The sequence below is a fragment of the Methylocaldum marinum genome, assembly GCF_003584645.1.
In the GTDB taxonomy this organism is placed as follows: Bacteria; Pseudomonadota; Gammaproteobacteria; order Methylococcales; family Methylococcaceae; genus Methylocaldum; species Methylocaldum marinum.
In genome coordinates, this window is sequence record NZ_AP017928.1 from 5,059,714 (window position 1) to 5,083,813 (window position 24,100).

Annotated in this window: 27 protein-coding genes; 8 read left to right on the forward strand and 19 right to left on the reverse strand. The window is 54.4% G+C overall.

What is annotated here, in order from left to right:
* Positions 1 to 30: 30 nt before the first annotated feature.
* Together sS8_RS22585 and sS8_RS22590 are read right to left on the reverse strand one after the other, a co-directional pair.
* Positions 31 to 513: a DUF934 domain-containing protein gene (locus tag sS8_RS22585; protein WP_119631746.1), complete on the reverse strand. Its 483-nt coding sequence runs from the start codon at positions 511 to 513 to the stop codon at positions 31 to 33.
* Positions 500 to 2,149: a nitrite/sulfite reductase gene (locus sS8_RS22590; RefSeq protein ID WP_119631747.1), complete on the reverse strand. Its 1,650-nt coding sequence runs from the start codon at positions 2,147 to 2,149 to the stop codon at positions 500 to 502. The genes sS8_RS22585 and sS8_RS22590 overlap by 14 nt, the downstream gene beginning before the upstream one ends.
* A 315-nt stretch (positions 2,150 to 2,464) precedes the next feature.
* Between sS8_RS22590 and nhaD the strand changes: the two genes are divergently transcribed.
* Positions 2,465 to 3,823 carry a sodium:proton antiporter NhaD gene (nhaD, locus tag sS8_RS22595; RefSeq protein ID WP_170161312.1) on the forward strand — a complete coding sequence of 453 codons (1,359 nt, stop codon included), beginning with the start codon at positions 2,465 to 2,467 and terminating at the stop codon, positions 3,821 to 3,823.
* Between the two features lie 34 nt (positions 3,824 to 3,857).
* On the opposite strand, the gene sS8_RS22600 is transcribed toward nhaD, so the two are convergent.
* Positions 3,858 to 5,168: a dicarboxylate/amino acid:cation symporter gene (locus sS8_RS22600; protein WP_119631749.1), complete on the reverse strand. Its 1,311-nt coding sequence runs from the start codon at positions 5,166 to 5,168 to the stop codon at positions 3,858 to 3,860.
* A gap of 168 nt (positions 5,169 to 5,336) precedes the next feature.
* Between sS8_RS22600 and sS8_RS22605 the strand changes: the two genes are divergently transcribed.
* A complete protein-coding gene (locus sS8_RS22605) occupies positions 5,337 to 5,879 on the forward strand; it encodes a PepSY domain-containing protein (RefSeq protein WP_119631750.1) in 543 nt (180 codons plus the stop codon).
* A gap of 159 nt (positions 5,880 to 6,038) precedes the next feature.
* On the opposite strand, the gene sS8_RS22610 is transcribed toward sS8_RS22605, so the two are convergent.
* Together sS8_RS22610 and sS8_RS22615 are read right to left on the reverse strand one after the other, a co-directional pair.
* Positions 6,039 to 7,016, reverse strand: a complete 978-nt coding sequence (locus sS8_RS22610) for an FAD-binding oxidoreductase (RefSeq protein ID WP_119631751.1) — start codon at positions 7,014 to 7,016, stop codon at positions 6,039 to 6,041.
* A gap of 28 nt (positions 7,017 to 7,044) precedes the next feature.
* Complete coding sequence (locus sS8_RS22615; RefSeq protein WP_119631752.1) at positions 7,045 to 7,413, reverse strand: group I truncated hemoglobin; 369 nt, start codon at positions 7,411 to 7,413, stop codon at positions 7,045 to 7,047.
* A gap of 365 nt (positions 7,414 to 7,778) precedes the next feature.
* Between sS8_RS22615 and sS8_RS22620 the strand changes: the two genes are divergently transcribed.
* The 3 genes from sS8_RS22620 (at position 7,779) to cysB (ending at position 10,436) form a co-directional block, all read left to right on the forward strand.
* Positions 7,779 to 8,279 carry a cytochrome P460 family protein gene (locus sS8_RS22620; RefSeq protein ID WP_232020397.1) on the forward strand — a complete coding sequence of 167 codons (501 nt, stop codon included), beginning with the start codon at positions 7,779 to 7,781 and terminating at the stop codon, positions 8,277 to 8,279.
* Between the two features lie 239 nt (positions 8,280 to 8,518).
* Positions 8,519 to 8,842: a ferredoxin FdxA gene (fdxA, locus tag sS8_RS22625; RefSeq protein WP_119631754.1), complete on the forward strand. Its 324-nt coding sequence runs from the start codon at positions 8,519 to 8,521 to the stop codon at positions 8,840 to 8,842.
* Positions 8,843 to 9,461: 619 nt separating this feature from the next.
* The gene (gene cysB / locus sS8_RS22630) at positions 9,462 to 10,436 is read left to right on the forward strand and encodes an HTH-type transcriptional regulator CysB (RefSeq protein WP_119632963.1); all 975 of its coding nucleotides are present in this window, start codon (positions 9,462 to 9,464) and stop codon (positions 10,434 to 10,436) included.
* 40 nt (positions 10,437 to 10,476) lie between these two features.
* Here the strand turns inward: cysB and sS8_RS22635 are convergent, their stop codons facing one another.
* From sS8_RS22635 to sS8_RS22685, 11 genes are all read right to left on the reverse strand, one after another.
* Positions 10,477 to 11,214, reverse strand: coding sequence for a phosphoadenylyl-sulfate reductase (locus sS8_RS22635; protein WP_119631755.1), 738 nt, complete (start codon positions 11,212 to 11,214; stop codon positions 10,477 to 10,479).
* Positions 11,215 to 11,375: 161 nt separating this feature from the next.
* Positions 11,376 to 13,004, reverse strand: coding sequence for a chaperonin GroEL (gene groL, locus sS8_RS22640; RefSeq protein WP_119631756.1), 1,629 nt, complete (start codon positions 13,002 to 13,004; stop codon positions 11,376 to 11,378).
* 44 nt (positions 13,005 to 13,048) lie between these two features.
* Complete coding sequence (gene groES / locus sS8_RS22645; RefSeq protein ID WP_077728447.1) at positions 13,049 to 13,339, reverse strand: co-chaperone GroES; 291 nt, start codon at positions 13,337 to 13,339, stop codon at positions 13,049 to 13,051.
* Between the two features lie 163 nt (positions 13,340 to 13,502).
* Positions 13,503 to 13,718 carry a DUF2905 domain-containing protein gene (locus sS8_RS22650; protein WP_119631757.1) on the reverse strand — a complete coding sequence of 72 codons (216 nt, stop codon included), beginning with the start codon at positions 13,716 to 13,718 and terminating at the stop codon, positions 13,503 to 13,505.
* A gap of 3 nt (positions 13,719 to 13,721) precedes the next feature.
* Entirely contained in the window at positions 13,722 to 14,648 is a 927-nt protein-coding gene (locus sS8_RS22655) for a vWA domain-containing protein (RefSeq protein ID WP_119631758.1), read from the reverse strand.
* A complete protein-coding gene (locus sS8_RS22660) occupies positions 14,645 to 15,217 on the reverse strand; it encodes an MxaK protein (protein WP_232020398.1) in 573 nt (190 codons plus the stop codon). The genes sS8_RS22655 and sS8_RS22660 overlap by 4 nt, the downstream gene beginning before the upstream one ends.
* Positions 15,205 to 16,083: a vWA domain-containing protein gene (locus sS8_RS22665; RefSeq protein ID WP_232020399.1), complete on the reverse strand. Its 879-nt coding sequence runs from the start codon at positions 16,081 to 16,083 to the stop codon at positions 15,205 to 15,207. The genes sS8_RS22660 and sS8_RS22665 overlap by 13 nt, the downstream gene beginning before the upstream one ends.
* A gap of 101 nt (positions 16,084 to 16,184) precedes the next feature.
* Positions 16,185 to 17,111, reverse strand: a complete 927-nt coding sequence (locus sS8_RS22670; protein ID WP_119631760.1) for a hypothetical protein — start codon at positions 17,109 to 17,111, stop codon at positions 16,185 to 16,187.
* Positions 17,112 to 17,114: 3 nt separating this feature from the next.
* Positions 17,115 to 17,957: a DUF58 domain-containing protein gene (locus sS8_RS22675; protein ID WP_119631761.1), complete on the reverse strand. Its 843-nt coding sequence runs from the start codon at positions 17,955 to 17,957 to the stop codon at positions 17,115 to 17,117.
* Complete coding sequence (locus sS8_RS22680; protein ID WP_119631762.1) at positions 17,954 to 18,982, reverse strand: AAA family ATPase; 1,029 nt, start codon at positions 18,980 to 18,982, stop codon at positions 17,954 to 17,956. Before sS8_RS22680 ends, sS8_RS22675 begins: the two co-directional genes overlap by 4 nt.
* A gap of 170 nt (positions 18,983 to 19,152) precedes the next feature.
* Positions 19,153 to 19,494, reverse strand: coding sequence for a hypothetical protein (locus sS8_RS22685; RefSeq protein WP_119631763.1), 342 nt, complete (start codon positions 19,492 to 19,494; stop codon positions 19,153 to 19,155).
* A gap of 411 nt (positions 19,495 to 19,905) precedes the next feature.
* On the opposite strand from sS8_RS22685, the gene sS8_RS22690 reads away from it, so the two are divergent.
* Both sS8_RS22690 and sS8_RS22695 read left to right on the forward strand, forming a co-directional pair.
* Positions 19,906 to 20,739, forward strand: a complete 834-nt coding sequence (locus sS8_RS22690; RefSeq protein ID WP_119631764.1) for a RibD family protein — start codon at positions 19,906 to 19,908, stop codon at positions 20,737 to 20,739.
* Positions 20,740 to 20,765: 26 nt separating this feature from the next.
* A complete protein-coding gene (locus sS8_RS22695) occupies positions 20,766 to 21,497 on the forward strand; it encodes a pteridine reductase (RefSeq protein ID WP_119631765.1) in 732 nt (243 codons plus the stop codon).
* Here sS8_RS22695 and folK read toward each other — a convergent pair.
* Positions 21,490 to 21,987, reverse strand: a complete 498-nt coding sequence (folK, locus tag sS8_RS22700; RefSeq protein WP_119631766.1) for a 2-amino-4-hydroxy-6-hydroxymethyldihydropteridine diphosphokinase — start codon at positions 21,985 to 21,987, stop codon at positions 21,490 to 21,492. The two genes, sS8_RS22695 and folK, sit on opposite strands and share 8 nt — an antisense overlap.
* The gene (folB, locus tag sS8_RS22705; protein ID WP_119631767.1) at positions 21,980 to 22,345 is read right to left on the reverse strand and encodes a dihydroneopterin aldolase; all 366 of its coding nucleotides are present in this window, start codon (positions 22,343 to 22,345) and stop codon (positions 21,980 to 21,982) included. Before folB ends, folK begins: the two co-directional genes overlap by 8 nt.
* An 84-nt stretch (positions 22,346 to 22,429) precedes the next feature.
* Here folB and plsY point away from each other — a divergent pair, with 84 nt between their 5' ends.
* A complete protein-coding gene (plsY, locus tag sS8_RS22710; RefSeq protein ID WP_119631768.1) occupies positions 22,430 to 23,020 on the forward strand; it encodes a glycerol-3-phosphate 1-O-acyltransferase PlsY in 591 nt (196 codons plus the stop codon).
* 22 nt (positions 23,021 to 23,042) lie between these two features.
* Here plsY and tsaD read toward each other — a convergent pair whose 3' ends face one another.
* Entirely contained in the window at positions 23,043 to 24,080 is a 1,038-nt protein-coding gene (gene tsaD, locus sS8_RS22715) for a tRNA (adenosine(37)-N6)-threonylcarbamoyltransferase complex transferase subunit TsaD (RefSeq protein WP_119631769.1), read from the reverse strand.
* Positions 24,081 to 24,100: the final 20 nt, after the last annotated feature.

The following is a 24,100-nucleotide window of genomic DNA, read 5'->3' on the forward strand; positions in this document are numbered from 1 at the left end:
CATGGCGTACGTCCGTCCGGGGGCTCCGCGTCACTTTCGGCGTCGGTAAAGCGGTTCCTTAACGTCGACAGCGGCTTGATATTTCACCGAGAACTCCTGTAATGCGGGCAGCATCTCTTGCAAGTTCGCGGAACCGTTCGGCTCGAAAGCGTTGATTCCAACCCGACTCAGAAAAAATATCTGATCTCTCAGAAAGTCTCCGCGGGCCCGAAGCTCACGGTCGAACCCATAGCGTTCCCGTAGCAGTCGAGCCAAGGAAAAGCTTCGCCCGTCCGTGAACTTGCGAAACTCCAAGACGATAATCGAAAAAAAGCCGAGATCCGCTGCAAGTTCTTCCAGGCTGTCGTCACTATTAAGACGTAGCCCCAAAGGGACCCCGCCAGTGAGCAGGCGATCTTTTTCGCTCTTCCAGCGTTGCACGGAAACTGTGATGGCCTGTTCCGGCAAGACTTCGTCATCGCTCAGGTGGCGCCAGTCGTTTGTGACGACATGGCCGTCTTTAATTATCTCCATAAACTCGCTCCTGGAAGGGTCGCATACCGATACGTCGAACGGTTTCGAGAAATGCTTCGTCTTCGAGACGCTGATCTCGGTAAGTTTGGAAAATCGCTTCTACGGCGAGGCAAATCTGCTCTTTGGAAACCGAGGGACCTAGACGCTCGCCGAGAGATGCATCCTTTCCGGAAGAACCGCCCAAGGTAATTTGGTACCACTCTTCTCCTTTCTTATCGACACCCAAAATACCGATGTGGCCCACGGTATGATGTCCACAGCCGTTCATGCAGCCCGAAATATTGATCCGAATATCACCGAGATCATAGAGATAGTCCAAATTGTCGAAGATGTGCTGAATTCCGTTGGCAATGGGAATTGATGTCGCATTTGCCAGCGAACAGAAATCGAGACCGGGGCAGCAGATGATGTCCGTTGCCGTGCCGATATTGGGCGTTGCCAGCCCCAGAGCTTGGATTTCCTGCCAAAGCTCGAGCAAGTCTGCCTGCTTAACGTCGGCCAGGACAAGATTCTGCGTATGGGTGACGCGAATTTCGCCGAAACTGTAACGATCAGCCAAATCCGCCACTGAATCCATCTGACTTTCCGTCAGGTCTCCCGGCGGTTTGCCAGGGGTTTTCAATGAAAGAAAGACGACCCGATAACCCGGCACTTTATGAGGGACGGTGTTATGGCGAAACCAAGCGGCAAACCGGCTATCGTGTGCCGTTTTTTCCAATAACGGAGGATCGTCCGTTAGGGTCTCGTAAGGTGGTGGCTGAAAGAATTTCCTGATCCGCTCGATTTCTTCAAGATCCAGAAGGAGGTTGTCTTTGATTGCGGCCCATTCGGCCTCGACCATCTCGGTGAATTTCTCCTTCCCCAGTTCCTTGACCAGGATCTTGATTCGTGCCTTGAATTTGTTGTCACGGCGTCCGTAGCGGTTGTAAACGCGGAGAATTGCTTCCAGATAGGAAAGTAGGTGTTTTTTCTCGAGAAAAGGTCGAATTGTCACGCCGATGATCGGTGTTCTTCCGAGGCCACCGCCTACCAGCACTTCGAACCCTACCTCGTCGCGTTCATTCTTGACAAGTTGTAAACCGATATCGTGCAACTGGGTCGCGGCTCGGTCCTTGGCGGCACCGTTGATCGCGATTTTGAACTTGCGTGGCAGAAAGCTGAACTCAGGATGGAGGGTGGACCATTGCCGGATGATTTCGCAATAGGGGCGCGGGTCTTCGAGTTCGTCCTGGCTGACTCCCGCGAGATGATCACTGGTCACATTGCGAATGCAATTGCCACTGGTTTGAATCGCATGCATCTGTACCGTAGCCAGTTCAGCCAGCACATTCGGTACATCTTCGAGTTTCGGCCAATTGAACTGAATGTTCTGGCGCGTGGTGAAATGGCCGTAACCTTTGTCATAAGTGCGCGCGATATGAGCCAGCATCCGAAGTTGCCGCGACGCGAGCAGTCCGTAGGGAATGGCAATGCGCAGCATCGGCGCATGTTTCTGGACGTATAACCCATTCATCAAGCGAAGAGGCAGGAACTGCGCCTCGCTGAGCTCTCCCTTCAAGAACCGCTCTGTTTGGTTCCTAAATTGAGCGGCGCGCTCATTCACCAAGGTCTGGTCGTAATTGTCGTACTGATACATATATGGAAGAAATCCGTCTGTCTAGGCGGAAAAACCGGAGTAGTATAGTGGGGAAAACTATAGCACGGAGCCGCTAATGGAAAAAAATAATAAAACCGGATATATCTATAAGGCCATGTCATAAGGGCATCGCCCGTAACGCCGATCCTGGCCCCCCGAATGCGCCGCCGCAGAGTGTGTGCGGGATACGTTTTTTGGTTATTCATTCGCCAGCCATTCCTTATATATAATGCAAGGCTGTTTTGACTGGGGGAGTCGTGCCGCTTGACGGCAGCGGCACAGACATTTTTCGAAAACATCGAAGAGGGCTTAGCTTTGTTACGCGCATTCGTTTTACTTTCGCTGCTATTTCTTGCACCGGGTTTGGCGTCAGCCGAAGAGTCCGAAGTCTTGGGGCTGACCGGAACTCATCGGGGCCTTTACTGCGTTTTGGTCTTCATCATTGCGTACGCATTCGTGATGACCGAAGAATTTACCCACCTTCGCAAATCCAAGCCGGTGATTCTTGCCGCCGGCATCATTTGGGCACATGTGGCTTATCTTGCCGCCAGTAACAACGTTCCGCCGGAAAAGGTGCACAAGGCTTTCGAACATGATCTCCGCGAATATGCCGAGTTGTTTCTATTCTTGTTGGTCGCGATGACCTACATCAACGCCATGGCCGAGCGAAACGTATTCGAGGCCCTGCGCTCCTGGCTGGTAAGCCGCAAGTTCGGTTATCGCAAGCTTTTCTGGATCACCGGCATAATCACCTTTTTTCTGTCCTCGGTGGCCGACAATCTGACATCGGCCCTTTTGGTAGGTGCGGTGGTGATGGCCGTGGGCGCTAACAGTCCGCGCTTCGTGGCTTTGGGTTTCATCAATCTGGTGAGCGCCGCGAATGCAGGGGGTGCGTTCAGCCCCTTTGGCGATATCACCACGCTCATGGTCTGGCAGGCAGGCAAGGCGGAGTTTTTTGACTTTTTCGCCCTTTTTATCCCCTCGGTGGTGAATTTCGTCGTACCCGCGGCTTTCATGCACTTCGCCATCCCCGATGAAGCGCCCAGTTTCCCCGAGGAAGAGCAGGTCAGGATGAAGGACGGCGCCCTGATCGTTTGCGGTCTGTTCGCCCTCACCATCGTCACAGCGGTTAGCTTTAAGCAATTTTTGCACCTTCCACCGTTCCTGGGCATGATGGTGGGGCTTTCCTATCTGATGTTCTACGGCTACCGCTTGAAATTGCTATTCAGCGCCGATAACGGGAAGTTCGATGTATTCGCGAATGTTCGCGATGCGGAATGGGATACTCTGCTGTTCTTCTTCGGCGTCGTATTTGCGGTCGGCGGTTTGGGTTATATCGGTTATTTGGAATTGGCTTCGGTAGCCATGTATGACGGGCTCGGCGCGACCGGGGCCAATATCCTGATCGGTGTGCTCTCGGCTATCGTCGACAACATTCCGGTCATGTTCGCGGTGTTGAGCATGAACCCCGATATGGACATTTATCAGTGGATGCTCGTCACTTTGACCGCAGGCGTTGGCGGAACGATGCTCTCCATTGGTTCGGCGGCAGGTGTCGCTCTAATGGGGACGTCCCGTGGCATGTACACTTTTTTCAGCCACCTGCGCTGGACACCGGTTATCATTGCCGGCTATGCAGCAAGTATTCTGACCCATTACTGGATCAACGGCTGACGCCGATTCGGTTCCTTAACACAAGGCGTAGCCGTTAGCTTCGGCTACGCTTTTTTTTGCAGTTGGGTTCGCGGTTTTCCCAAGCATCGAGCAAGATTGCGACGAGCATGTCGGCAAGCACATTCACGCCGGATCGCATTCGCGCAAGTATCCAGTCGACCGGCGCGATCAGGGGTATCGCGGCGGCCACGACGACCTCAGGCAAACCTGAAGCGCTCAGTACCAGAGGAAGGATAATTAATCCGGCTTCGGGAATCCCGGCGACACCGATACCCGCCATGAGCGCCCACAGTACGACAACAGCTTGTTGTCCGGCTTCAAGCCCGTAGCCCAATGCCTGTGCCAGGAACAGTGCTGCCATGGCTTCGTACAGGGTGACCCCGTCGTTGTTGAGGTTTGTACCGGCGCAAACGGCGATGCGTGCAGAAGAGTCCGAGATGCCCATGTTGCGAAGGCATCGCAGGGTAACGGGCATTGCCGCCAAACTGCTGTTCGCCGACAAGCCGGTCATGACCGCATCTGCGCCTTGCTTCAGATAAACATGCGGCGGTTTTCCGCCCGCCAGCCATGCTGCTAAGGGGAAATAGACAAGGCTGTGAAGACTCAGGCCGAGGGCAATGACACCGAGGAACCCGGCTAAATCGGCGAAAATTTCCAGGCCGGTTTTTCCGACGACTTGAGCCACGAGACCGCATACCGCAAACGGCACGATTTCGACAATCCAGGAGAGCACCTTGGCCAACACCTGATAGGCCGACGACACAAATCCTTCCAAAGGCCGGATGTCGCCGATATCGCTCTCGCCCTGGTGATCTTTCAACCGGCGCAAGGCGGCACCGAATAGTAGGGCGAGCAGAACTACCGAAATGACGTTATTTCCGGCGAGCGGTTCGATTAGACTTTGCGGGATATAAGAGCCGAGGTTGTGAAGCGGATTAAGAGATACGGCAGGGATCGAAGATGAGTCGAAAGGCGAAGAGGTTCCGGCAACTTCGGCGGTCATTTGCTCGATTTTGTTCCGCCACGCCAGACCTGGTTCTATCGTGTTCATCAACAACAGTCCGATCAGGCAGGCCACCGAAACATTGACGAAACAGATCGTCACCAGACGTCGTCCGCTTTTCGGGGAAATCGAGGTTCGTACAAATGCGTCGAGAATTGCAAATAGGATAAGAGGTATGGCAAGTGCTTTCAGCAATCGGATCACGAGCATGCCGAGCTGGCCGAGATAAGCGTTGCTGATACCCCACAGGTAAGTGTCATCGCCTCCGACAACGCCGAGCAAAGCCCCCAACGAGACGCCTAACAGCACGCGTAGAGACAAGGGCCACCGTGTAGCTTTCATGTTGATGTTGTTTAGATCGAAAGGCGAAATACTACCGCATCTCAAATTTCAGAGAAGGTTGTTAATTCCGCTAACGCTAAGGGTTTGTCCTTATTGATGGTATTTCCGCCGGCTGCTTACATCACTTCGGCCGGTTTGTTCTTAAGTTGAATTCTCGGAATATGGGCGATGAAGCTCGAAACGGTAAGCGAGCGTCAAGCGCCCTTCACTGGACAAGGAGGGTCGATCATGAGGTTTATCGTTTTTGCTTCATTATGTCTCGCATTCCTCGTGGGCTGTGACGAGGCCGGGAACTCAGGCGACAAAAATGTGCCAGTAGATCAAGTGCCTCCGGCCGTACGAGCAACGGCGGACAAAGCGGTGCCCGGAGTCCAATGGGAGAAAGCCAAGACGGAGACGGAACAGGGACAGGAGATTTACGAGTTGGAAGGGCGCGACTCAACGAATCGTAAAGTCGAAGTCGAGGTGACGCCGGAGGGCGCGCTGGTCGAGGCCGAAACCGAGGTTCCATTGGAAGAGGTTCCTCTCGTCGTGCGCGAAGCATTGAAAGCGAGATTGCCCAACTTCAAGCCGGAAGAGGTCGAGTCGGTCACCAAGGGGATTGGATCCGCCGGATATGAGTTCGAAGGACGGGACGAACGGAACAAGAGGATCGAAGTGTTTATCTCTGCGGACGGAACTCAGGCGACTGTCGAGGAAAATGATGACTAAAGATCTGGTTCGGATCCTCGGTCCATTTTCGGATCGGCATATGTGACCCCGGCTTGAGGTAGCGGCGGAAATCTTGGGTCAGGGACGGGCGATGTACGCGCCGGCTTGGGACCGGTGCCGATGTTACCGCTATGGAGTCAACAATTAGCAATGTTGAGATCAGCGGAATGTCGCATGTGAGGTAAAGGCGTCGCATGTTATGTCTTTCAGGGAGGCCCCCGCCAAAAATGCCTTCTTTTGTGCATTTTTCACCATTTCAGGATGCCCGCACAGAAAAACTCGCCATTCCTTCAGGTCGGATAGCTTGCTCAACGCAATTTCGTGAACTCTCCCTCTGGCATAGCCTTTGAGTACCGGTTCACCCGAAAGACAGGGCGTATAGTCGAAATTGGAATAGGTTTGAGTCAACTCGCGTAGTCTATCGGTTAGATAGAGACCGTTCGGGGTACGGCTCCCGTGAAACAGCCGGATCGGTCCGGTATGCCCCTGTGCGAGCGCATCTCGAATGATTCCGTAAAGCGGCGCTAGACCGCTGCCCGTGCCGATCAGCAACAGGCTCTGTTCGGGCGATCCCGCTTGGTAATAGCAATCCCCGTTCGGACCCTGAATATCGACCGTATCGCCCGGACGCAAGGCGTCGTGTACCCAGTTGCTCACTCTTCCTTCCGGTACGCGCCGTACGTGAATATGAATGTAGGGGTCCTCGGTCGGCAGGCTGGCGACGGAGTAGCTCCGAGCCAGATTCTCCGCCTGATACAGGTTGATGAATTGTCCGGCCCGGTATTCGATCAGCTCGTGCGGTTGCAGGCTGACGTACATGATCTCGGAACTGAGAAGTTCCATGCCGACGATAGACGCTGGTGTTCGAGTACCCTCGCGGCAGGGTAGAGACACCGAAATGCTTTCACGCGGATTGCAGACACAAGCCAGAAAGTAATTTCTATCCGCCAGTGCTGGCTTCAGTCCTTTTTGTGACGCTTCGGGCGGATGCCCGGTCTCGGCACGCATCAAGCAGGCCTGGCAAACGCCGGAGCGGCAGCCGAATGGCACGGATACGCCGTGCTCGATCAAGCATTCCAGGACTGATTGGCCGTCAGATAGCGGATATGCTCTTCCATTGTAGCGGATGTCGGGCATCGAGAATCTTCCCGAAATGAACAGTGGGCTATCGCCCAAGCACGTCGTTGCGAGTGCTTTCGGCGATGGCGGCGGCTTCGGCGATCAGCGCTTCCGGCACGTGGAGCTCCTGCATGGTCGCGGCGAGATTTTCCATCACCGCATCGAAATGAAAGTCGTTCAGTCCCTTTTCGACGAGATGAGCGTGGGCTCGCCGCATGTCGAGGCCGGAATAGCCATGGGGGCCGCCGAAAGCCATGGTCAGGAAGGCTTTCTGCTTCGCTGCTTGTGCAGCCATGTCGACGCCTTCGAAGAAATGAGAAATTCGGTCGTCGCTCAAAACCTTGCGGTAAAACACTTCGACCGCGGCATCCACAGCCGCTTCGCCCCCCAACTGCTCAAAAATACTTTGGCTCATCCAATATCCTCCTAAGCGATGCATGCCGGTTAAATGTTGTTACGCTTTAAATTGACACATAAAAAAACGCGTAGCCCGCGTTTTCCAAATAAGATGTATTATATGCGAATCTTATTGGGCTAGAGGTTGTTGTGTCAATGCGCATAAGAAGCTCGTGCGTTGCACATTTGTAAAAAACGATCGAAAATCGAATGATGCCTTTCTCGCCCACATGCGCAGCGAAAAACATGGGCGTGCGATTGGGGGGAGTTCCGGCGGTCGGTAGAACCGGATTTGACTTGTCCGAGCGCAGTGCTGGCCGTATCGGACGTTCGTCTTTAGCTAGAGGCCTCCCGTTTTTACCATTCTTGAGGGAGATTTTTGCAGTGAAAAGAATTTTAACAATTTTGGGCTCGTCGCTCGTTGCAACGTTTTCTTGGGCGGAGCAGCCCGATGTGGCTCCGTCTCCGAATGGGATCACTATTCCCCAGAATTATAAAGACTGGCGGCTGATCGCCGTTTCGCAGCGTCCGGAAACCGGCACGCTTAGAGCCATCTTGGGCAACGATGCGGCCATGGCTGCGGCAAGGGCGGGAAATATCAATCCCTGGCCCGATGGCGCAGTTCTGGCGAAACTGGTGGTTAAGCAGAAGAACCATCCAAGATATCCGACAGCCATGGTGCCGGGCGAATTTGTGCATGCCGAATTCATGATCAAGGATTCGGCAAAATTCGCTTCAACCGGGGGCTGGGGTTTCGCCCGCTGGCTTGGGGAAAAACAAGAACCTTACGGCAAGGATGCAAGTTTCGTACAGGAATGCGTCGGTTGTCACATTACGGTCCAGAAGAACGATTGGGTGTTCACCGGACCAATCAATATTCCCTGATCCGGCTAGGGCAGGAAAACCGGCGTTATGTGCCGAATCGGTAAGCGCTAATTTGGGAATCGGCGCGGGTGGATGTAAAATGCGCCACTTGATTTTAACAAGCTGCCCGTTGCTGCTGGTTGCAAGATTCATAGGAACGGGTTCGCGTAGCGGTGAAACTGCACGCAGAGACCCGGGTCCAATAACGAGCGAAACCGGCTGTTACCTGGTAACTCATACAGCTTACAGGAAAATTTGAAATGACTTTCGTAGTAACCGAAAACTGCATCAAGTGCAAATTCACTGATTGCGTCGATGTATGCCCGGTCGATTGTTTTCACGAGGGGCCGAACTTTTTGGTCATAGATCCTGATGAGTGTATCGATTGCACTTTATGTGAGCCTGAATGCCCCGCAAACGCGATTTATTCCGAGGACGAGGTTCCCGAGGGGCAAGAGCAATTCATCCAATTGAACGCCCAGCTTGCGAAAGTTTGGCCAACCATCACGGAAGTCAAGCCCGCTTTGGAAGATGCGGAAGAGTGGAACGGCAAGCCGGACAAGACGCAATATTTGGAGAAATAGCTCGCGGCGATTGTCCCCAAGAATGACGAATCAGATTTTGTGGCAAGCACACAGCCGTATTCCTGAATGTGTCTTTCCATCCCACAAGTCGAAGGCGCTGTTAGGGTCAGCAGCGCCTTGTTGCTGTGATATTCCGGTTTTTCGGCAGCGAAGTCCGATCTAGCAAGCCAAGCCCTTCAACATTTCTGCTTTTCCGATACGTTCGCCAGAGAGTTTTGGATCAGTCTGAAATTTGCGCGTACAGGTTCGTCGCAAACGATAACCGCGCCGGCAATCCGTGTCTTTCATAGATGTGGACATAACCGCCTTCTCATCGTCATTCGCTGCCTAGGGCAAAACCGTTTTCTCTTTCCATGTTCCACCTGAGTAAAGCGTAAAAAAACGCTATTCGCGATCTTTGTCGATGGAGCCTCGGTCGAGTCTGGAAAAGCCGTCGTCCGGTGCCGTGTCCACCGCGGAAATTTGGCTGGATATCGAACATTTCCCGAAATTCAAGGCTGCCCGAGGGGACGGTTTTCGCGTGTGAGTTGTACTCGGAGCAGAGCCGTGCGAAATGATGCTTTTGAAAAGAGTATAATTTTCGTTTGCCTTGATCACTGGGGATGAAATTGAAAACATCATGAAATTGCAGCAATTACGCTATATCTGGGAAGTTGCACAGCATGAACTGAATGTTTCTGCCACGGCGGACAGTCTTTATACTTCGCAGCCCGGAATTAGCAAGCAAGTCCGGCTCTTGGAGGATGAGCTAGGCCTTCCGATATTCGCGCGGAACGGCAAACATCTGACCGAAATTACCGCAGCTGGAAAACAGATCGTGGCGATTGCCGGAGAAATCCTCGGCAAGGTGCAGGATATAAAAAATATTGCGCAGGAGCACCGCGATAATAAGGTCGGTTCACTGTCCGTTGCCACTACCCATACTCAGGCCCGCTATGCGCTTCCGCCCACAATAAAGGAGTTCATGCGTCGGTACCCAGGGATAAAGCTCAACATAAACCAGGGTACGCCGATGCAGATTTCAGAGTTGGCGTCACGCGGCGTGGTCGATATGGCGATCGCCACGGAAGCGATGGAACTCTTCGAGAATCTCGTCATGCTGCCGTGTTATCAGTGGAATCGATGTGTCCTGGTGCAGCAGGGGCATCCGTTGACGGAAAAGGCCGAGCTTACTTTGCAGGATGTCGCCGAATATCCAATTGTGACTTACGTCTTCGGCTTCACCGGCCGTTCTCAGCTGGATCATGCATTCGAGAAGGCAAACCTGCGTCCGCAGCTGGCGTTGACCGCAGTGGATGCGGACGTCATCAAGACTTATGTAAGACTTGGATTAGGGGTGGGAATCGTTGCCAGGATGGCCTATGATCCGATCGCGGATGCCGATATGATCCCGCTCGAAGCCAGTCATCTGTTCGGCCAAAGCACCACGAAAATCGGACTGCGGCGGGACATGTTCATCCGCGGATTCATTTACGACTTCATCCGCTTGTTCGCGCCGCACCTTACGCGCGAACTGGTCGAGCAGGCCATGGCCCAGCGGGAACAAAAAGAAGTCGATGCTTTATTCGAGGCGGTTGAATTGCCGGTACGGTAGTTTGCGCGGGCTTTCTGCCGAATAGAGGCAGTTTCGAGGCTCAAGCCTTTTCGGCCGTTTTTAGATTCTCGGCATGTAGGCCGCACTCTTTCTTCCCGGTCTCCTCCCACCACCACCGACCTTCACGCTCGTGCTGATTCGGCAGAATCGGACGGGTGCACGGTTCGCAACCGATACTGACGAAACCTTTGCGATGCAGTTCGTTGAAGGGAACATCGTAGGCCTCGATGTAGTCCCAGACCTGGGCTGACGACCAGTTTGCAAGCGGATTGAATTTGATTAGGCGATGATCGGGCGCGGAAAATACTTCATCCAATTCGATCTCACTCAAATTTTGCCGAGTGGGATTCTGGTCTCGGCGTTGTCCGGTAATCCAGGCATCGAGCTGACGGAGTCTGCGTCGTAGCGGCTCGACTTTACGGATGCCGCAACATTCATGATGGCCGTCTTTGTAGAAACTGAATAAGCCTTTGTTTTTCACCAATGCTTCGAGTTGCTCCCGATCCGGAGAAAGTACGTCCAATCGAATGGGATATCTCTCTCGAACCGTTTCGATCAGCCGGTAAGTTTTGGCATGTAAACGGCCGGTATCCAAGGTGAAGACTTGTAGCCCAGGCTTAAGCCTGCTGGCCAGGTCGATCAGTATAACGTCCTCGGCGCCGCTGAACGAGATCGCAATATTGTCAAACCAGGTCAGTGCCGCCCTGAGAATAACGCGGGGATTTTTCCCTGCTAAGTCGCTTTTGAGCTGATCGAGATCGAAGGATTCGGTACTCATATCGTGTTTGGAATAACAACTTTAGGGATTAAGGTAACACAGGAATTTCGATCCAAAAATTCTAAAAACGACTTTTGATATAGAAAAAATGGATAAGACAAAAAAATAGGCCCCGCCGTGCTCGGCGAGGCCTGAATTTCATCGAGCGTAGAAACGGTCGATTACATCATGTCGTCCATTCCGGCTCCAGGCATGCCGGCACCTTTTTCCTTCTTCGGCTGCTCGGCCACCATGGCTTCGGTGGTAAGCATCAGGCCGGCCACGGACGCAGCGTTCTGCAAAGCTGAACGGGTGACCTTGGTCGGGTCCAGGATACCCAGTTGGATCATATCGCCATATTCGCCGGTAGCAGCGTTGTAGCCGAAGGTGCCTTCGCCATCCTGAACCCGGCTCAGGACAACCGAAGCCTCTTCGCCGGCATTGGTGACGATTTGACGCAGAGGTTCTTCGATCGCACGGCGTAGAATGGCGATCCCGACGTTCTGGTCGTGGTTCTTGGCCTGCAGGTCTTTCAGGGATTTCTGCGCGCGGATGAAGGCGACACCGCCACCCGGAACGATTCCTTCTTCAACCGCGGCGCGGGTCGCGTGCAGTGCATCTTCCACACGGGCTTTCTTTTCCTTCATCTCGACCTCGGTAGCCGCGCCGACTTTGATTACGGCAACGCCACCCGCCAGTTTGGCTACACGTTCCTGCAGCTTTTCGCGATCGTAGTCCGACGTGGTGTCTTCGATCTGCTTGCGAATCTGGTCGACGCGTGCCTTGATGTCTTCGGGCTTGCCGGCGCCATCGACGATCGTGGTGTTTTCCTTGTTGACTTGCACCTTCTTCGCGCTGCCGAGATCGGTCAGTTCAACCTTCTCGAGGTTCAGGCCCAGCTCTTCGGAAATGACGCGCCCGCCGCTGAGGATCGCGATGTCTTCCAACATGGCCTTGCGGCGGTCGCCGAAGCCCGGCGCCTTGACGGCGCAAACCTTGATGATGCCGCGCATGGTGTTGACCACCAGCGTGGCCAGTGCTTCGCCTTCGACATCCTCGGCGACGATCAACAGCGAACGGCCGGATTTCGCCACTTTTTCAAGCAGCGGCAGCAGGTCGCGGATGTTGGAAATTTTCTTGTCGTACAGCAGGATGTAAGGGGTTTCGAGCTCGACGCTCATGGTTTCCTGCTGATTGATGAAATAGGGCGAGAGGTAACCACGGTCGAACTGCATGCCTTCAACGACGTCGAGTTCGTTTTCCAGGCCGGAACCTTCCTCGACGGTGATCACGCCTTCTTTGCCCACCTTATCCATGGCATCGGCGATGATCTTGCCGATGCTTTCGTCGGAGTTGGCGGAGATGGTACCGACTTGGGCAATCGCTTTGCTGTCGGTGCAAGGCTTGGAAAGTTTCTTCAAGTCTTCGATCACCACGCCGACGGCTTGGTCGATACCGCGTTTGATATCCATCGGGTTGGCGCCCGCGGCTACCGATTTCAAACCTTCGCGGACGATGGCTTGAGCGAGGACGGTCGCCGTGGTGGTGCCGTCGCCGGCGACGTCGGAAGTCTTCGAGGCGACTTCCTTCACCATCTGGGCGCCCATGTTTTCGAATTTGTCTTTCAGCTCGATCTCTTTCGCGACCGAAACGCCGTCTTTGGTGACGGTTGGCGCGCCGAAGCTTTTTTCGAGCACGACGTTGCGGCCTTTCGGACCCAGAGTCTGTTTCACGGCGTCGGCCAGAACGTTAACGCCGGCGAGCATGCGGTGACGGGCGTCATCGGAAAAACGGACTTCTTTAGCTGCCATCAGTTAATTCCTCCAAAAATCAGTCTGAACGTTTAGGTCGCGGATTAGGCTTCGAATACACCCATGATGTCGTCTTCGCGCAGCATCAGATATTCGGTGCCGTCGATTTTGACTTCAGTACCGGCGTATTTGCCGAACAAAACCTTGTCACCGACTTTCACATCCAGTGCGCGCACTTGACCGTTATCCAGGGCTTTTCCGTTTCCTACAGCAACCACTTCACCTTTTATCGGTTTTTCCTTTGCGGTATCGGGAATGACGATTCCGCCAGGCGACGTTTTTTCTTCTTCCCAGCGTTTTACGACGATACGGTCATGCAAGGGACGAATTTTCATGATGACTGTTCTCTCCTTAAAGAAGGTTGAATCGCAAATTGACCCACACTTGTGGTGTTAGCACTCGCTAGCGAGGGCTGCTAACAATATAGTGATCGCCTTAAAGTTTTCAAGAGGAAAAAAATGAAATTTCGATGACGGGCAGAAGGCGGCTTGAAATTGCCTAGCGGCGGAAGAATAGATTGATCAGGAGGGTCAGCACGATGCTGACGATAATCATGGATGTGATAGGGATAAAGATGTAGCGGTTTTCATCCTGGATCCGGATATCGCCCGGAAGTTTTCCGAACCAGCCGAACAGTCCCGGTGCATAGGACAGGACCAATCCAATCAGGAACAAAACTATGCCGAAGTAGATGAGAATTTTGCCGAGGGGCATCGTTCAAGTTCTCTCGGAGCTTTTGTCGCTCTCCATCAGGTAGACCAAAGCAAGCAGCAAGAGTGCTGTGAGTCCCAGGAGCCACCGAATATCGAGCTTGATGGTTCGACGTTCGGCATGCTCCGGGCTGAGCAATGCTTTCATGAGACCTTCCGGAGACTCCAGGCGATGATAGCCGAGGCCGGTTGTGGCGCTCAGATCGCGCAGGTGGTTTTCGTCCCGCCAGGATAGATAATAACCGGCGCGCGGTAGTCCTGGCGGGGAGTCTGCCGATTCGTAGGCCGTGCTGGATTCCGGCATTTCGGCGATATCGGTGTTTTCCCAGTAACCAATGAGGTGGTTTTCGCGGTCATATTTCGGGACAGTGGTCGGATGAGGTCCTCCCACGCCGACGATCAACCCGGAAACTTCTCCCGGTTTCCCGGTAAACATCGGCCGCACCGTTTGCGGCGGAGCTTCCTGCCCGTCGGTGAAAAATGCCAGCCGAATTCCGGGGTCGCGATTTCGTATATCGCGAATGGCGGCATAAACCCCTTGCGCGATAAAGCTGTTGGCCGCCCAGGCCATGCGCCAATCGATATGGGCGAGCACATCGTCGATCACAGGCAGATGTTCACAAACCTCAATGGGTTCGAATAGCAGTTGAACGCTCCGCGTAGTGAAAAGTCCGAGTCCGACTTCCGAGCCGCAAGGCAGATCGTGCACGGCACGGCGAACGGATTCCCTGACGAATTCGAGCCGCTCGGCCGGCATGTCTTCGACATGGTAATCGCGGACATTCATGCTCTGCGTGATGTCGATGACGAACACATAGCGATAGACCCGCACTGGCAGTGGGAGTTTCGGGTCGGCGAAAGTCACGGCGACAAGCATGGCGGCGACGAAAAGCGTCGCCGCACGCCAATCATGGAGAGAAGGCCTCAGCCTCATGGTGCGCCGCCGGGAATAGTGGGCACGGTGGCGAATACGCTGGATTTCGACCCTTGCCAATCCGCCTTTTCGCGTTCCTTTGCCGGCGGCGTGATTCGATGGGCGTATTCGAGATTAATGCGGGCATCCCAGTTATCCGGATTCAGTCGCAGAGCCGTGTGTAGCTGTTCCTTGGCCAGCGCAACCAAGGTGTTGACGCGGACGTATTCCAGCACGCCCTTTGCGTTCCACAGCATGGCGGCCTCCCGAAGATAAAGAGTCCCGAGGTTGTAGTGGATTCGCTCCCTGAGCCGCTGGTCGCCCTGGCCCAGGATGCCGGTATAAAGACGTATGGCCTCTTGGATCTGGCCGGATCGCTCTAATTGAGCGGCCTTGGCAAAGGCCAGAATTACGGGCGTCTTGTCGTTGACCTCGATACGCTCCGGCCGAGAGATCAAAGTATTCTCTCGGGAGAGATGTAAAACGGCATAGCCTTCGTAAACGAGTCCCGTCAGCAGCATCGCGAGAAGCCCCCAGGCCAGGACGAGGGAGCGCCAAATTCGAATCAACCGGGCGGTCAGGCTGGCCATGATTTTACCTCTAGGGACTTGGCGCCCAGCAGCAGCGCCAGAAATACTAGCGCGACTGCATAGCAAGAGCCGGAGATGTCCCGGCGCGGCAGCTTTTCCACATAATGCAGCGGGAGATTCTCCAATTGACCGACTTCGGTGATCGCGCGCTGCAGTGCTTCCGGGTTTTCCGCCTCGAAGGCCCGATAAGGTACGCCCAAGCTTTGGAAATACTCATGGAGAAAATATTCCGGAGTCGTACTCTCTCCTGGATTCACCGGCCTCTCCGAAAGGCGTCCGCTTCTCGGATTGCGGAGGTAGATCCAGTAAAGGGTCGCCTGCGTTTCCCGGAATAACTGCCGCAGTTTGTCTCGGGTTTCTTCTTCGATGCGGGCTGCTCCATCGGAAACCAGCAGAACGATACGGGAGCCGGTGAACGGCTTTCCATCGTAAAAGTCGAGTGCCATGGCCAGCCCTGGAGCGATGTTCGTCGCGCCGTGTCCGCGGCCGCTGGCGGCATTGATGGCTGCCAGAATCGCCGGCCGATCTTGGGTGAACGGCATGACGTAGATCGGCGCGGCCGAAAAATCAATCATCGCGAACAGATCGTGTTCTCGTCGGGCAACGAATTCGGAGAGTATTTTTCGGGCTACGGCGCCCTTGACCTCCTGTGCACCGCCACCCATGTAACGGCCCGAAAAGTTCTCGTTCATGCTGCTGCTTCGATCGAGCAACAGCACAATCTGAGCCCCGGTCCCGACTCTGTCCACCCATTGTTCGCGGAAATAAGGGCCTGCGATTCCCAGGCTGAGACCGATCGCCGCTGCGGAAGCGCTGAGCCTAAGTAAGCGGTCGACTGCCGTCGACAGCGGATCGCGGGGGAGCATCGAGATAGATGAGTATGTGGCCGCCGCTTGCCCGCGCCTAAATAAAGGAAGGAAGGCAACAAGCCCGAGCAGCAGTGCCCAGGGGGCCGAGAAGCCGATGTTCAAAGATTCCTCCGTTCGGCGGCGACACACCTGCGGCACAAGGTTTCCAGCCAGGGAAGCGGAGAATCTGCCGGGATCGGCGCATCGGGAGCGGTGAAAAATACGCGCTGGGACAGTGCGAAGAAATGATTCAGCTCGTCTCGAAGTTCGGCGAAGGCCGGCCGGATTGTCAAGAAGGTTTCCAATTCCTCGCCAAATAGACGAAAACCGTAGGTTTCATCCAGTGCTCGGTGCAGGAGCTTGACAGCTTTCCGAAAGGCTTCGGCGTCGTCACGCTTGCGGCTGAGTTTCTTGAGCTCGCGCAAGGTGCGCGCGAACGGCGGGGTGGCGGTCCTAAAGAAAGGCAATCGGCCGTGTTGCCAGGCGAGAATCGCAAGTGCGATGAGAATTCCGCCGAGATAGGCGGCAAGCCTTAATCGGTGTGGTCCCAGCGACCGTCGCTCGGGATGAGAAAATCCCCTGAGTTCGACGCTTTCGTCCGAAACATCGGGCGGGATGATGGGGGCGACCACGATCTGCCAAGGTTCGGTTTGCACTTCGAACGGGGTTTGGCCGCGAAACCGTATAGTCAGAGCCGGGATGGTCAATTTTTCCGGTTGCCTTACGCCCTTGAACACCTGATAGGTCAGTCGGAGTCGATATTGTGCCGTGCCTTTCGAATCAGTCCGGGCCCAGTTGATGGTGCGGAGATCCAGCCACTCGGTGAGTGTGCCGGGCTTGGGCAGGTATTCGGCTTCCAGGGCATGGTTTTCGGGAACGGAGATGAGGACCTCATATTCAACAGGATCCCCGATTACATAACCGAAGTTCCTTTGCGCCGACGGCTCGATTCGATAGATCGGTTCGTCCCCTTGGACTACGGCGGATAATGCCAGGAAAACCAAGCCCAAGCCCAGGCCGAATTTCGGGGAGAGTTGCGGGTACATCGTTCAGGTTAGATAAAAATAACCGGTCAATGCGTCGGGATCGAAACGGTCGATCAGAAAAAAAGGCCGTCTACCATAAAGCGTGCAGATCCGTTCCAGATCGTCGCGCCGTTTTGCAAACGACGCCCGGATTTTTTGGCGCAGCGTGGGACGCATGAAAAATCGCTTTCGGCTACGGGTTTCAGGGTCCTCAAAATTTATGAGGCCCCAGAACGGCAGTCGAACGTATTCGGCGCTGTCCCATAAAACGACAGGGACGACATCATGCGGGGTCAGACCTTGAAGTAGCAGATCGAGACGTTCCAAAGAGAAATGAAAGTCCGAAACGAGGAATACCAATGCTTTCTGTCTCCCCAAATGCGGTACCACTTCTTGCAGCCCGTCGGAAGAGCTGCCTTGGGGTTGGAAGTTCTTAAGGCCGTCCAATAGCTCCGGCGCGGCGCCCTTGTGCCAGCGGAGCGGAAGGAATAGGTCGCGGCGTACCGCGTCGTCGCAGCCGAAAAAGCCGAAGAAATCGCCGGTGCGATAGGCGCTATATGCCGCCGATGCGGTAAACTCGGCCAAAAGTTCGATCTTCGATCTCGTTCCGCGAAAACCCATGGATGCCGAAAGATCGGCGACCAGGTAAACGGGAATTGAACTCCTTTGGCGAAACGTTCGAACCATTAGTTGGCCGAAAGTGTCGTGCAGCGTGGCCCGCACGTCCAGATTTCGCGGGTCCGGACTGGCCGTCAAGGGTGCGTGGCCGGCGAATTCGTAGCCGCCGCCGTGCTGTGCGCTGCGATGGTGGCCGGGATGGACGCCGGATGAGCGCCAGTTGACTTGATAGTGGAACTCGTGGATCAAGGCGCCGCGACGCGTTGCAGAATACCGTTCATGAGTTCACCGACCAGAGTGCTGCGGCGGAGTTCATAAATCGGATTGAAGAAAACTCGGTGCGCGGTGGTATCCACGAAGACCTGCCGGATGTCCTCGGGAATCAAGCTGGTTCGGTCGTTCAGCCAGGCCGAAACGCGAGCCGCCCGCATCATCATGCTCATCCCCCTGGAACTGGCGCCGGCCAGGATCAATTGCCGCATGTCCACGCCGTCTATCTTGATGTCGTAATCCTGCGGCTTACGAGTCGCCTGCCAGAGGTCGAGCGCGTATTGTTGAAGTGTGTCGCTGGCTTTGATCTCGGCTTGAATGACGCGCGCGATATCTGCGATGTCGCTATAGGGCAGAACACTCGGCTGAACGCCTTCGATCAGCCGGTCGGTATCGTGAAATCTCGGATCGAACATCAATGCACGTTGCATGGCCGGATCGTGCGGCGTTTCGATATGCAGTTCCATCAGGAAACGGTCGCGAGCCGCCGAGGGAATCTCGAAGGTCTCCTCCTTCTCGACCCGGTTACGATCGGCGAACACCAGGAGGTGCGGGAAGAAATACTCCCGGTTGAACGCGGTTATGCTGCGCTCTGCCATAACCCGCAAAAGCAATGAATGTACCTGAGGACGTGCTCGGTTGACCTCGTTGAAGAAAAAAACCGATAGTTGCTCGCCGTTTTTGAGGATGGGACCCGGATCGACCTGCGGCTTGCCGAGTTCATTAATATAGGTATGGTAGATAAGATCGTTGGGCATCAGGTCGATCGTTCCCTCGATTCGCTCATAAGCTCCTCCCAGTCCACGTGCAACTGCTCGCAACAAGGTGGTTTTGCCGACACCGACATCGCCTTCCAGCATGATGTGGCCGCGGGAGAAAATCGCTAGAGTAATCTGATGGATGGCATGATCGAGGCCGATTACGGCGTTTCCGATTTCCTGATCGAAAGTCAGTGCGCGTCGCCGCCAGTCAGAGAGCAAAGTATCTTTGTCGTATCGAGACATAAGGGTAGAAGCGGGTCGATGGTGTAATGAGATGCAGGGCGGGCGGCCGCATAGAATACAACATCGAGAGGCGCAAATGAAAAACCCCGCATTGCGGGGTTTTTGCCGGTTCTGGTTTCCGGACCAGCGTTCCTAAGTCGCACATGGCGGAAAGATTCGGTCCGGAGGGGTTAGGCAGGACCTGCTTCGGTCTGCTTTCCCGAATTGATTATCGGATCGAAGCGCTGAATCTGGCTGTATCCGAAAGAAATCAATTGTACGCCGATATCGACCAGTAGTTTGTAAAGTTCCGGCATGCGCGAGATGAGGTATCCGATGTAACCCACGGCCGAGATACCCAGTCCGGCGGCGAGGACAGTTGGCAACCCGATGCCGTGGAAAATGCGAATGATCTGAGTCAGTATGTCTAACGGCAACAGCAGCATGACGCCGAAGTAGACGAGCGTCATGAAGGTAAACAAAACGAATACGACGAACTTGAACGTCTTCGCCAAAAAAATATCTATTTTCATGTGTGTTTTTTCCTTCCCAAGCTAAAGCTAAAAACCTCTTGGTCGAACCGGACCGGTGGAAGTTGTAATTACCGCCCAGGCCTCAGCGGTAGATCGAGCGCCCCTGCAAAAAGCAAAAGCCGCGAAGTGCCGGCTTGAATGAAAAATGGCTGTGGTGATTGACACGGCATTTTAGCATATCAGTCCTCCTCGGCCAGCTTTAATCGGGGGCGAAGACGCACTGCTCAGAATGACGGGATCCGGTGGTGACCGGATGTTTCCGCGCGGCATGGGCCGGGGTGCGGTCCGGACTATGAACTTTCTCGTTCTTGCGGGCTTCAGCCGAAGGAAATTTCGGCTGTATTGCACTGAACATGAGAAAATCGATTCATGCTCGTTGCCGAGCTTCCGTAAACCGGTACGAATTTTCGAATGACGAAGAAAATCTTTCGCTTGTATCCGCCGCCTTTTGAATACATGGAACTAGAGGGGCTTTACCTTAAATTGCACCTGCATCGGCTGGGTACGCCCGAGTCGCCCTTCGTTTACGCAAATTTTCTCACCAGTCTGGACGGTCGAATTGCGCTGGAGGATTCGAACGGTCAGACCTATCTTCCGAAGAGCCTGACCACACCGGATGATTTTCGGCTGTTTTTGGAATTGGAGTGCCAGGCGGATTGTCTGATCACGCACGGCGGATATCTGCGTTCGGTGGAGCAGAAGCGTCTCGGAAACATTCTGCAGATTGGTGTAACAGATAACACTCGAGACCTGGCATTATGGCGCAGAGAGCAAGGGCTGAGCGCTCAGCCGGCGATCGTTGTGGCGAGTGCCAGTCTGGATTTTCCGATGTCCCCATCTATCAAGGAACATGGACAAGCCTGTTATATCGCAACAGGAGAACGGGCGGACCCGGTGAAACTGGCTTACTGGCGTGAGCAAGGATACGAGGTGATTCTCGCCGGTAAGGGGGGCATGGTGGAAGGTGACGTGCTGACCCGCAAGTTGGGCGAGCTAGGCTACCGCAGCATTTATCTCATCGCCGGCCCCCACATGTTGGATACGATGGTGCGCGAGGGCCGTTTGGGTCGGCTGTTCCAAACCATTACCCATCAATTGATGGGGGGTGAGGCTTTCCGTACCTTGTTGCCGGGGCCTGAATTAGGGCCATTTGGGCATCTGAAACTGCTGTCCTTGTATTACGATCCGGCATCGCCGCTGGGCGCGGGGCAGTGGTTCGCGCAATTCGAGAGCAATTTCGCGTAGAGGCTGTTGGAATCGCGAGGAGTCGTATGATGAAATCTGCGCTCGTTACCGGTGCCGCTCGCCGCATCGGTGCGGAAATCGCGCGTCGGCTACATGCGGCCGGATACCATATTGTGCTGCATTATCATCAGTCCGCGGCCGATGCCGAGGCTTTAGCCGACGAGCTTAATTCCAGGCGCGAGGATTCCGTTAAGTTGCTACAGGCCGATTTGCGGGAAACGCACAAGCTGAATGAAGTGGTTCAGCGAGCTGCCGCTGCTTGGGGTGGTTTGGACGTGTTGGTGAATAATGCGTCCGGTTTCTATGCCACGCCATTGGGTACGGTGACGGAGGAGCAATGGAGCGACCTTTTGAGTAGCAACCTCAAGGCGCCGTTTTTCCTGGCTCAGGCGGCTGTTCCCTGTTTGCGGGGCCGTAACGGCTGCATCATCAATATCGGCGACATCTATGCGGATCGTCCGCTTGGGGATTATTCCGTTTACAGTCTTGCTAAGGCGGGACTGGCGGGGATGACCCGCGTTCTTGCCAAGGAGTTGGCTCCCGATATTCGCGTCAACGGCGTTGCTCCGGGAGCCATTCTATGGCCCGAGCACGTTGCCGATCCGATCAGAAATGCCGAAATCCTGGCTCGTGTTCCCATGAAACGTGCCGGACAGGCTTCGGATATTGCGAAAGCGGTATTGTTTCTGGTTGAAGATGCACCTTACGTAACCGGACAGATACTGGTCGTCGATGGGGGGCGGAGTCTCTTCAGCTGATGTTTGAAACCGAGCCGACCCGCCATTGTTTAACTCCGGTTTTGTCGAATTTGGCCCATAGATCGGCGTAGCTTTCACCGATCACGGGATGCTTTCGATTCGGTGCGATCTCTGCGAGCGGTTCCAGCACGAAGGCATACCGAATGATGTCCTCGCGCGGGAGCATAAGCTTTCCCTGTTGAAGGACTTCGTCGCCGTAGAGAATCAAATCGACATCAAGCGTGCGAGAGGAGAATTTTTGGCTATCTCGGGTCCGTCCGTGATGGTTTTCGATCTCGCTTAGGGTCTTAGCCACCTCGGATACGGGAAGTTCGGTAGAGAAAGCGGCAACCAAATTGTAAAAACGGGCGCCTTCGAATCCTACTGCTTCACTTTCGTAAACGCTGGAAACAGTCAATGTGCCCATCCGCTCTTCCAGTTCCTTGAGGGCGGAAGGAATATGCTTCTCTCTTTCGATATTGCTGCCGATGCTCAGGAAAACATCAGCCATATTTCCTTTTATCTCCTCGTTCGATAATGATGCCGACATCGCTGGCTTTGCGTATTGCACCTTTCTTGTTCAGTGTCAGTCTGAGCCAGGGAACGTCAAATTCTCGGATAACGATTTGAGCGATCTTTTCGGCTAGAGTTTCTACGAGAAAAAAGTCGCTTTCTTCGACGAAAGAAATGATCCGCTTGGACACTGCCTTGTAGTCGAGCGTGTGTTCGATATCATCCGACGCCGCTGCCTTACGGATGTCGGTACCCATTTCCAAATCGATCACGACGGTTTGCTTGATTTTTCGCTCCCAATCGTAGATGCCGATCACCGTCTCGATCTGGAGGCCGCGTAGAAATATAATGTCCATCGTTAATCCGACTGGTTTTCGTTGTTTCACGAATTGGTAACACAAAAATCACAAAACTGGCAACCTGGATACATAATTAAGTGCATGGCTGTGTGGTCTTTAGTGCCTTTGGCATATTTTCTGGGCTCTCTATCCAGCGCGGTAATCGTAAGCCGATTATTCCGCCTTCCGGATCCGCGCGAGCTGGGTTCGAAAAATCCCGGCGCGACCAATGTGTTGCGGTTGGGGGGTAAAAAAGCAGCCGCGATAACCTTGTTAGGAGATGTCGCAAAGGGGGTGGTTCCGCTCATGATGGCCAAGCTTCTCGACACCGACGTGTCGGTCGTGGCTCTGGTTGGGTTGGCCGCATTTTTCGGGCATCTTTATCCGGTGTTTTTTAATTTCAAAGGAGGTAAAGGCGTAGCCACTGCTTTGGGCGTGCTCTCCGGATTTTCGTGGATGGTAGGGGTGGCGACTTTATTGACATGGATCGCTGTTGCTTTCGTCTCGCGCATTTCTTCGCTTGCGGCTTTGGTCGCATCCGTGCTGGCACCTTTCTATGTTTGGTTCTTTACCGATTCCGAAATGCTGGTCGGAGCCTCGATTGTTATGTCCTTGTTTTTGATTTGGCGCCATCGGGGAAACATCGAGCGTTTGCTTCAAGGGCAGGAGGCGCGGATTGGGCGCAAGGCGTAAGATTTCAGCGCTTCTACTTAATTTAGGCTGTCGATGCTTGCGGTGGCGCGAGTGGTCTTAAAGCGCTTATTGGCCACCGTGGAAGGGCCTTGATTTCGGGCGGCTCCGCTTGACCTGCGAGTAGTCTTTGACAGCCGGTAAACGCGATCATGGCGCCGTTATCGCCGCAGAACTCGAGACGCGGAAAATAAACCCGGCAGTTTTCCTCCCGAGCCATGTGCTGAAGCTTCTCGCGCATGGATCGGTTGGCGCTGACCCCGCCGGCGACGACCAGTCGGGTTAGCCGCGTTTCCGTGAGTGCTCGTCGACATTTTATAACCAGTGTGTCGACCACTGCGTTTTGAAATTCCATAGCAATGTCCGCCTTATCCTGGCGAGTTTTTGCAGTGGAAGCGAAAGTCTGCAATGTATGCGTTTTAAGGCCGCTGAAGCTGAAGTCGAGACCTGGGCGATCGGTCATCGGTCGCGGAAATTCGAATTGATGCGGGGTGCCTTCGTCTGCCAGTTTTGCGATCGCTGGTCCGCCGGGATAACCGAGATCGAGCATTTTGGCTGTTTTGTCAAAGGCTTCGCCGGCAGCGTCGTCCAGGGATTCTCCCAGGATGCGGTACATGCCAATTCCTTCTACCTCTATGAGTTGGGTGTGTCCGCCGGAAACGAGGAGCGCAACGAATGGAAATTCGGGCCGATCGGATTCCATCAAAGGGGCAAGTAAATGGCCTTCCATATGATGGATGCCTATGGAGGGAATGCCCCAGGTCCATGCCAGGCTGCGGGCAACGGAAGCGCCTACCAGCAGGGCACCGATCAGCCCCGGGCCCGAGGTGTAAGCTATCCCGTCGATTTGCCGTTTGGAAATTTGGGCATCCGCGATCACCTGGCGGATTAGCGGCAGCAGTTTCTTGATATGATCGCGGGACGCGAGCTCGGGTACTACGCCCCCATACTCCGCGTGAGTGTTTACCTGGCTGTATAGACGATGGGCTAACAGACCCTCGTTGGCGTGCCAGATCGCCACGCCCGTCTCGTCGCAGGAGGTTTCGATGCCGAGTACGTACATATAATTTGACTTTTATCTTG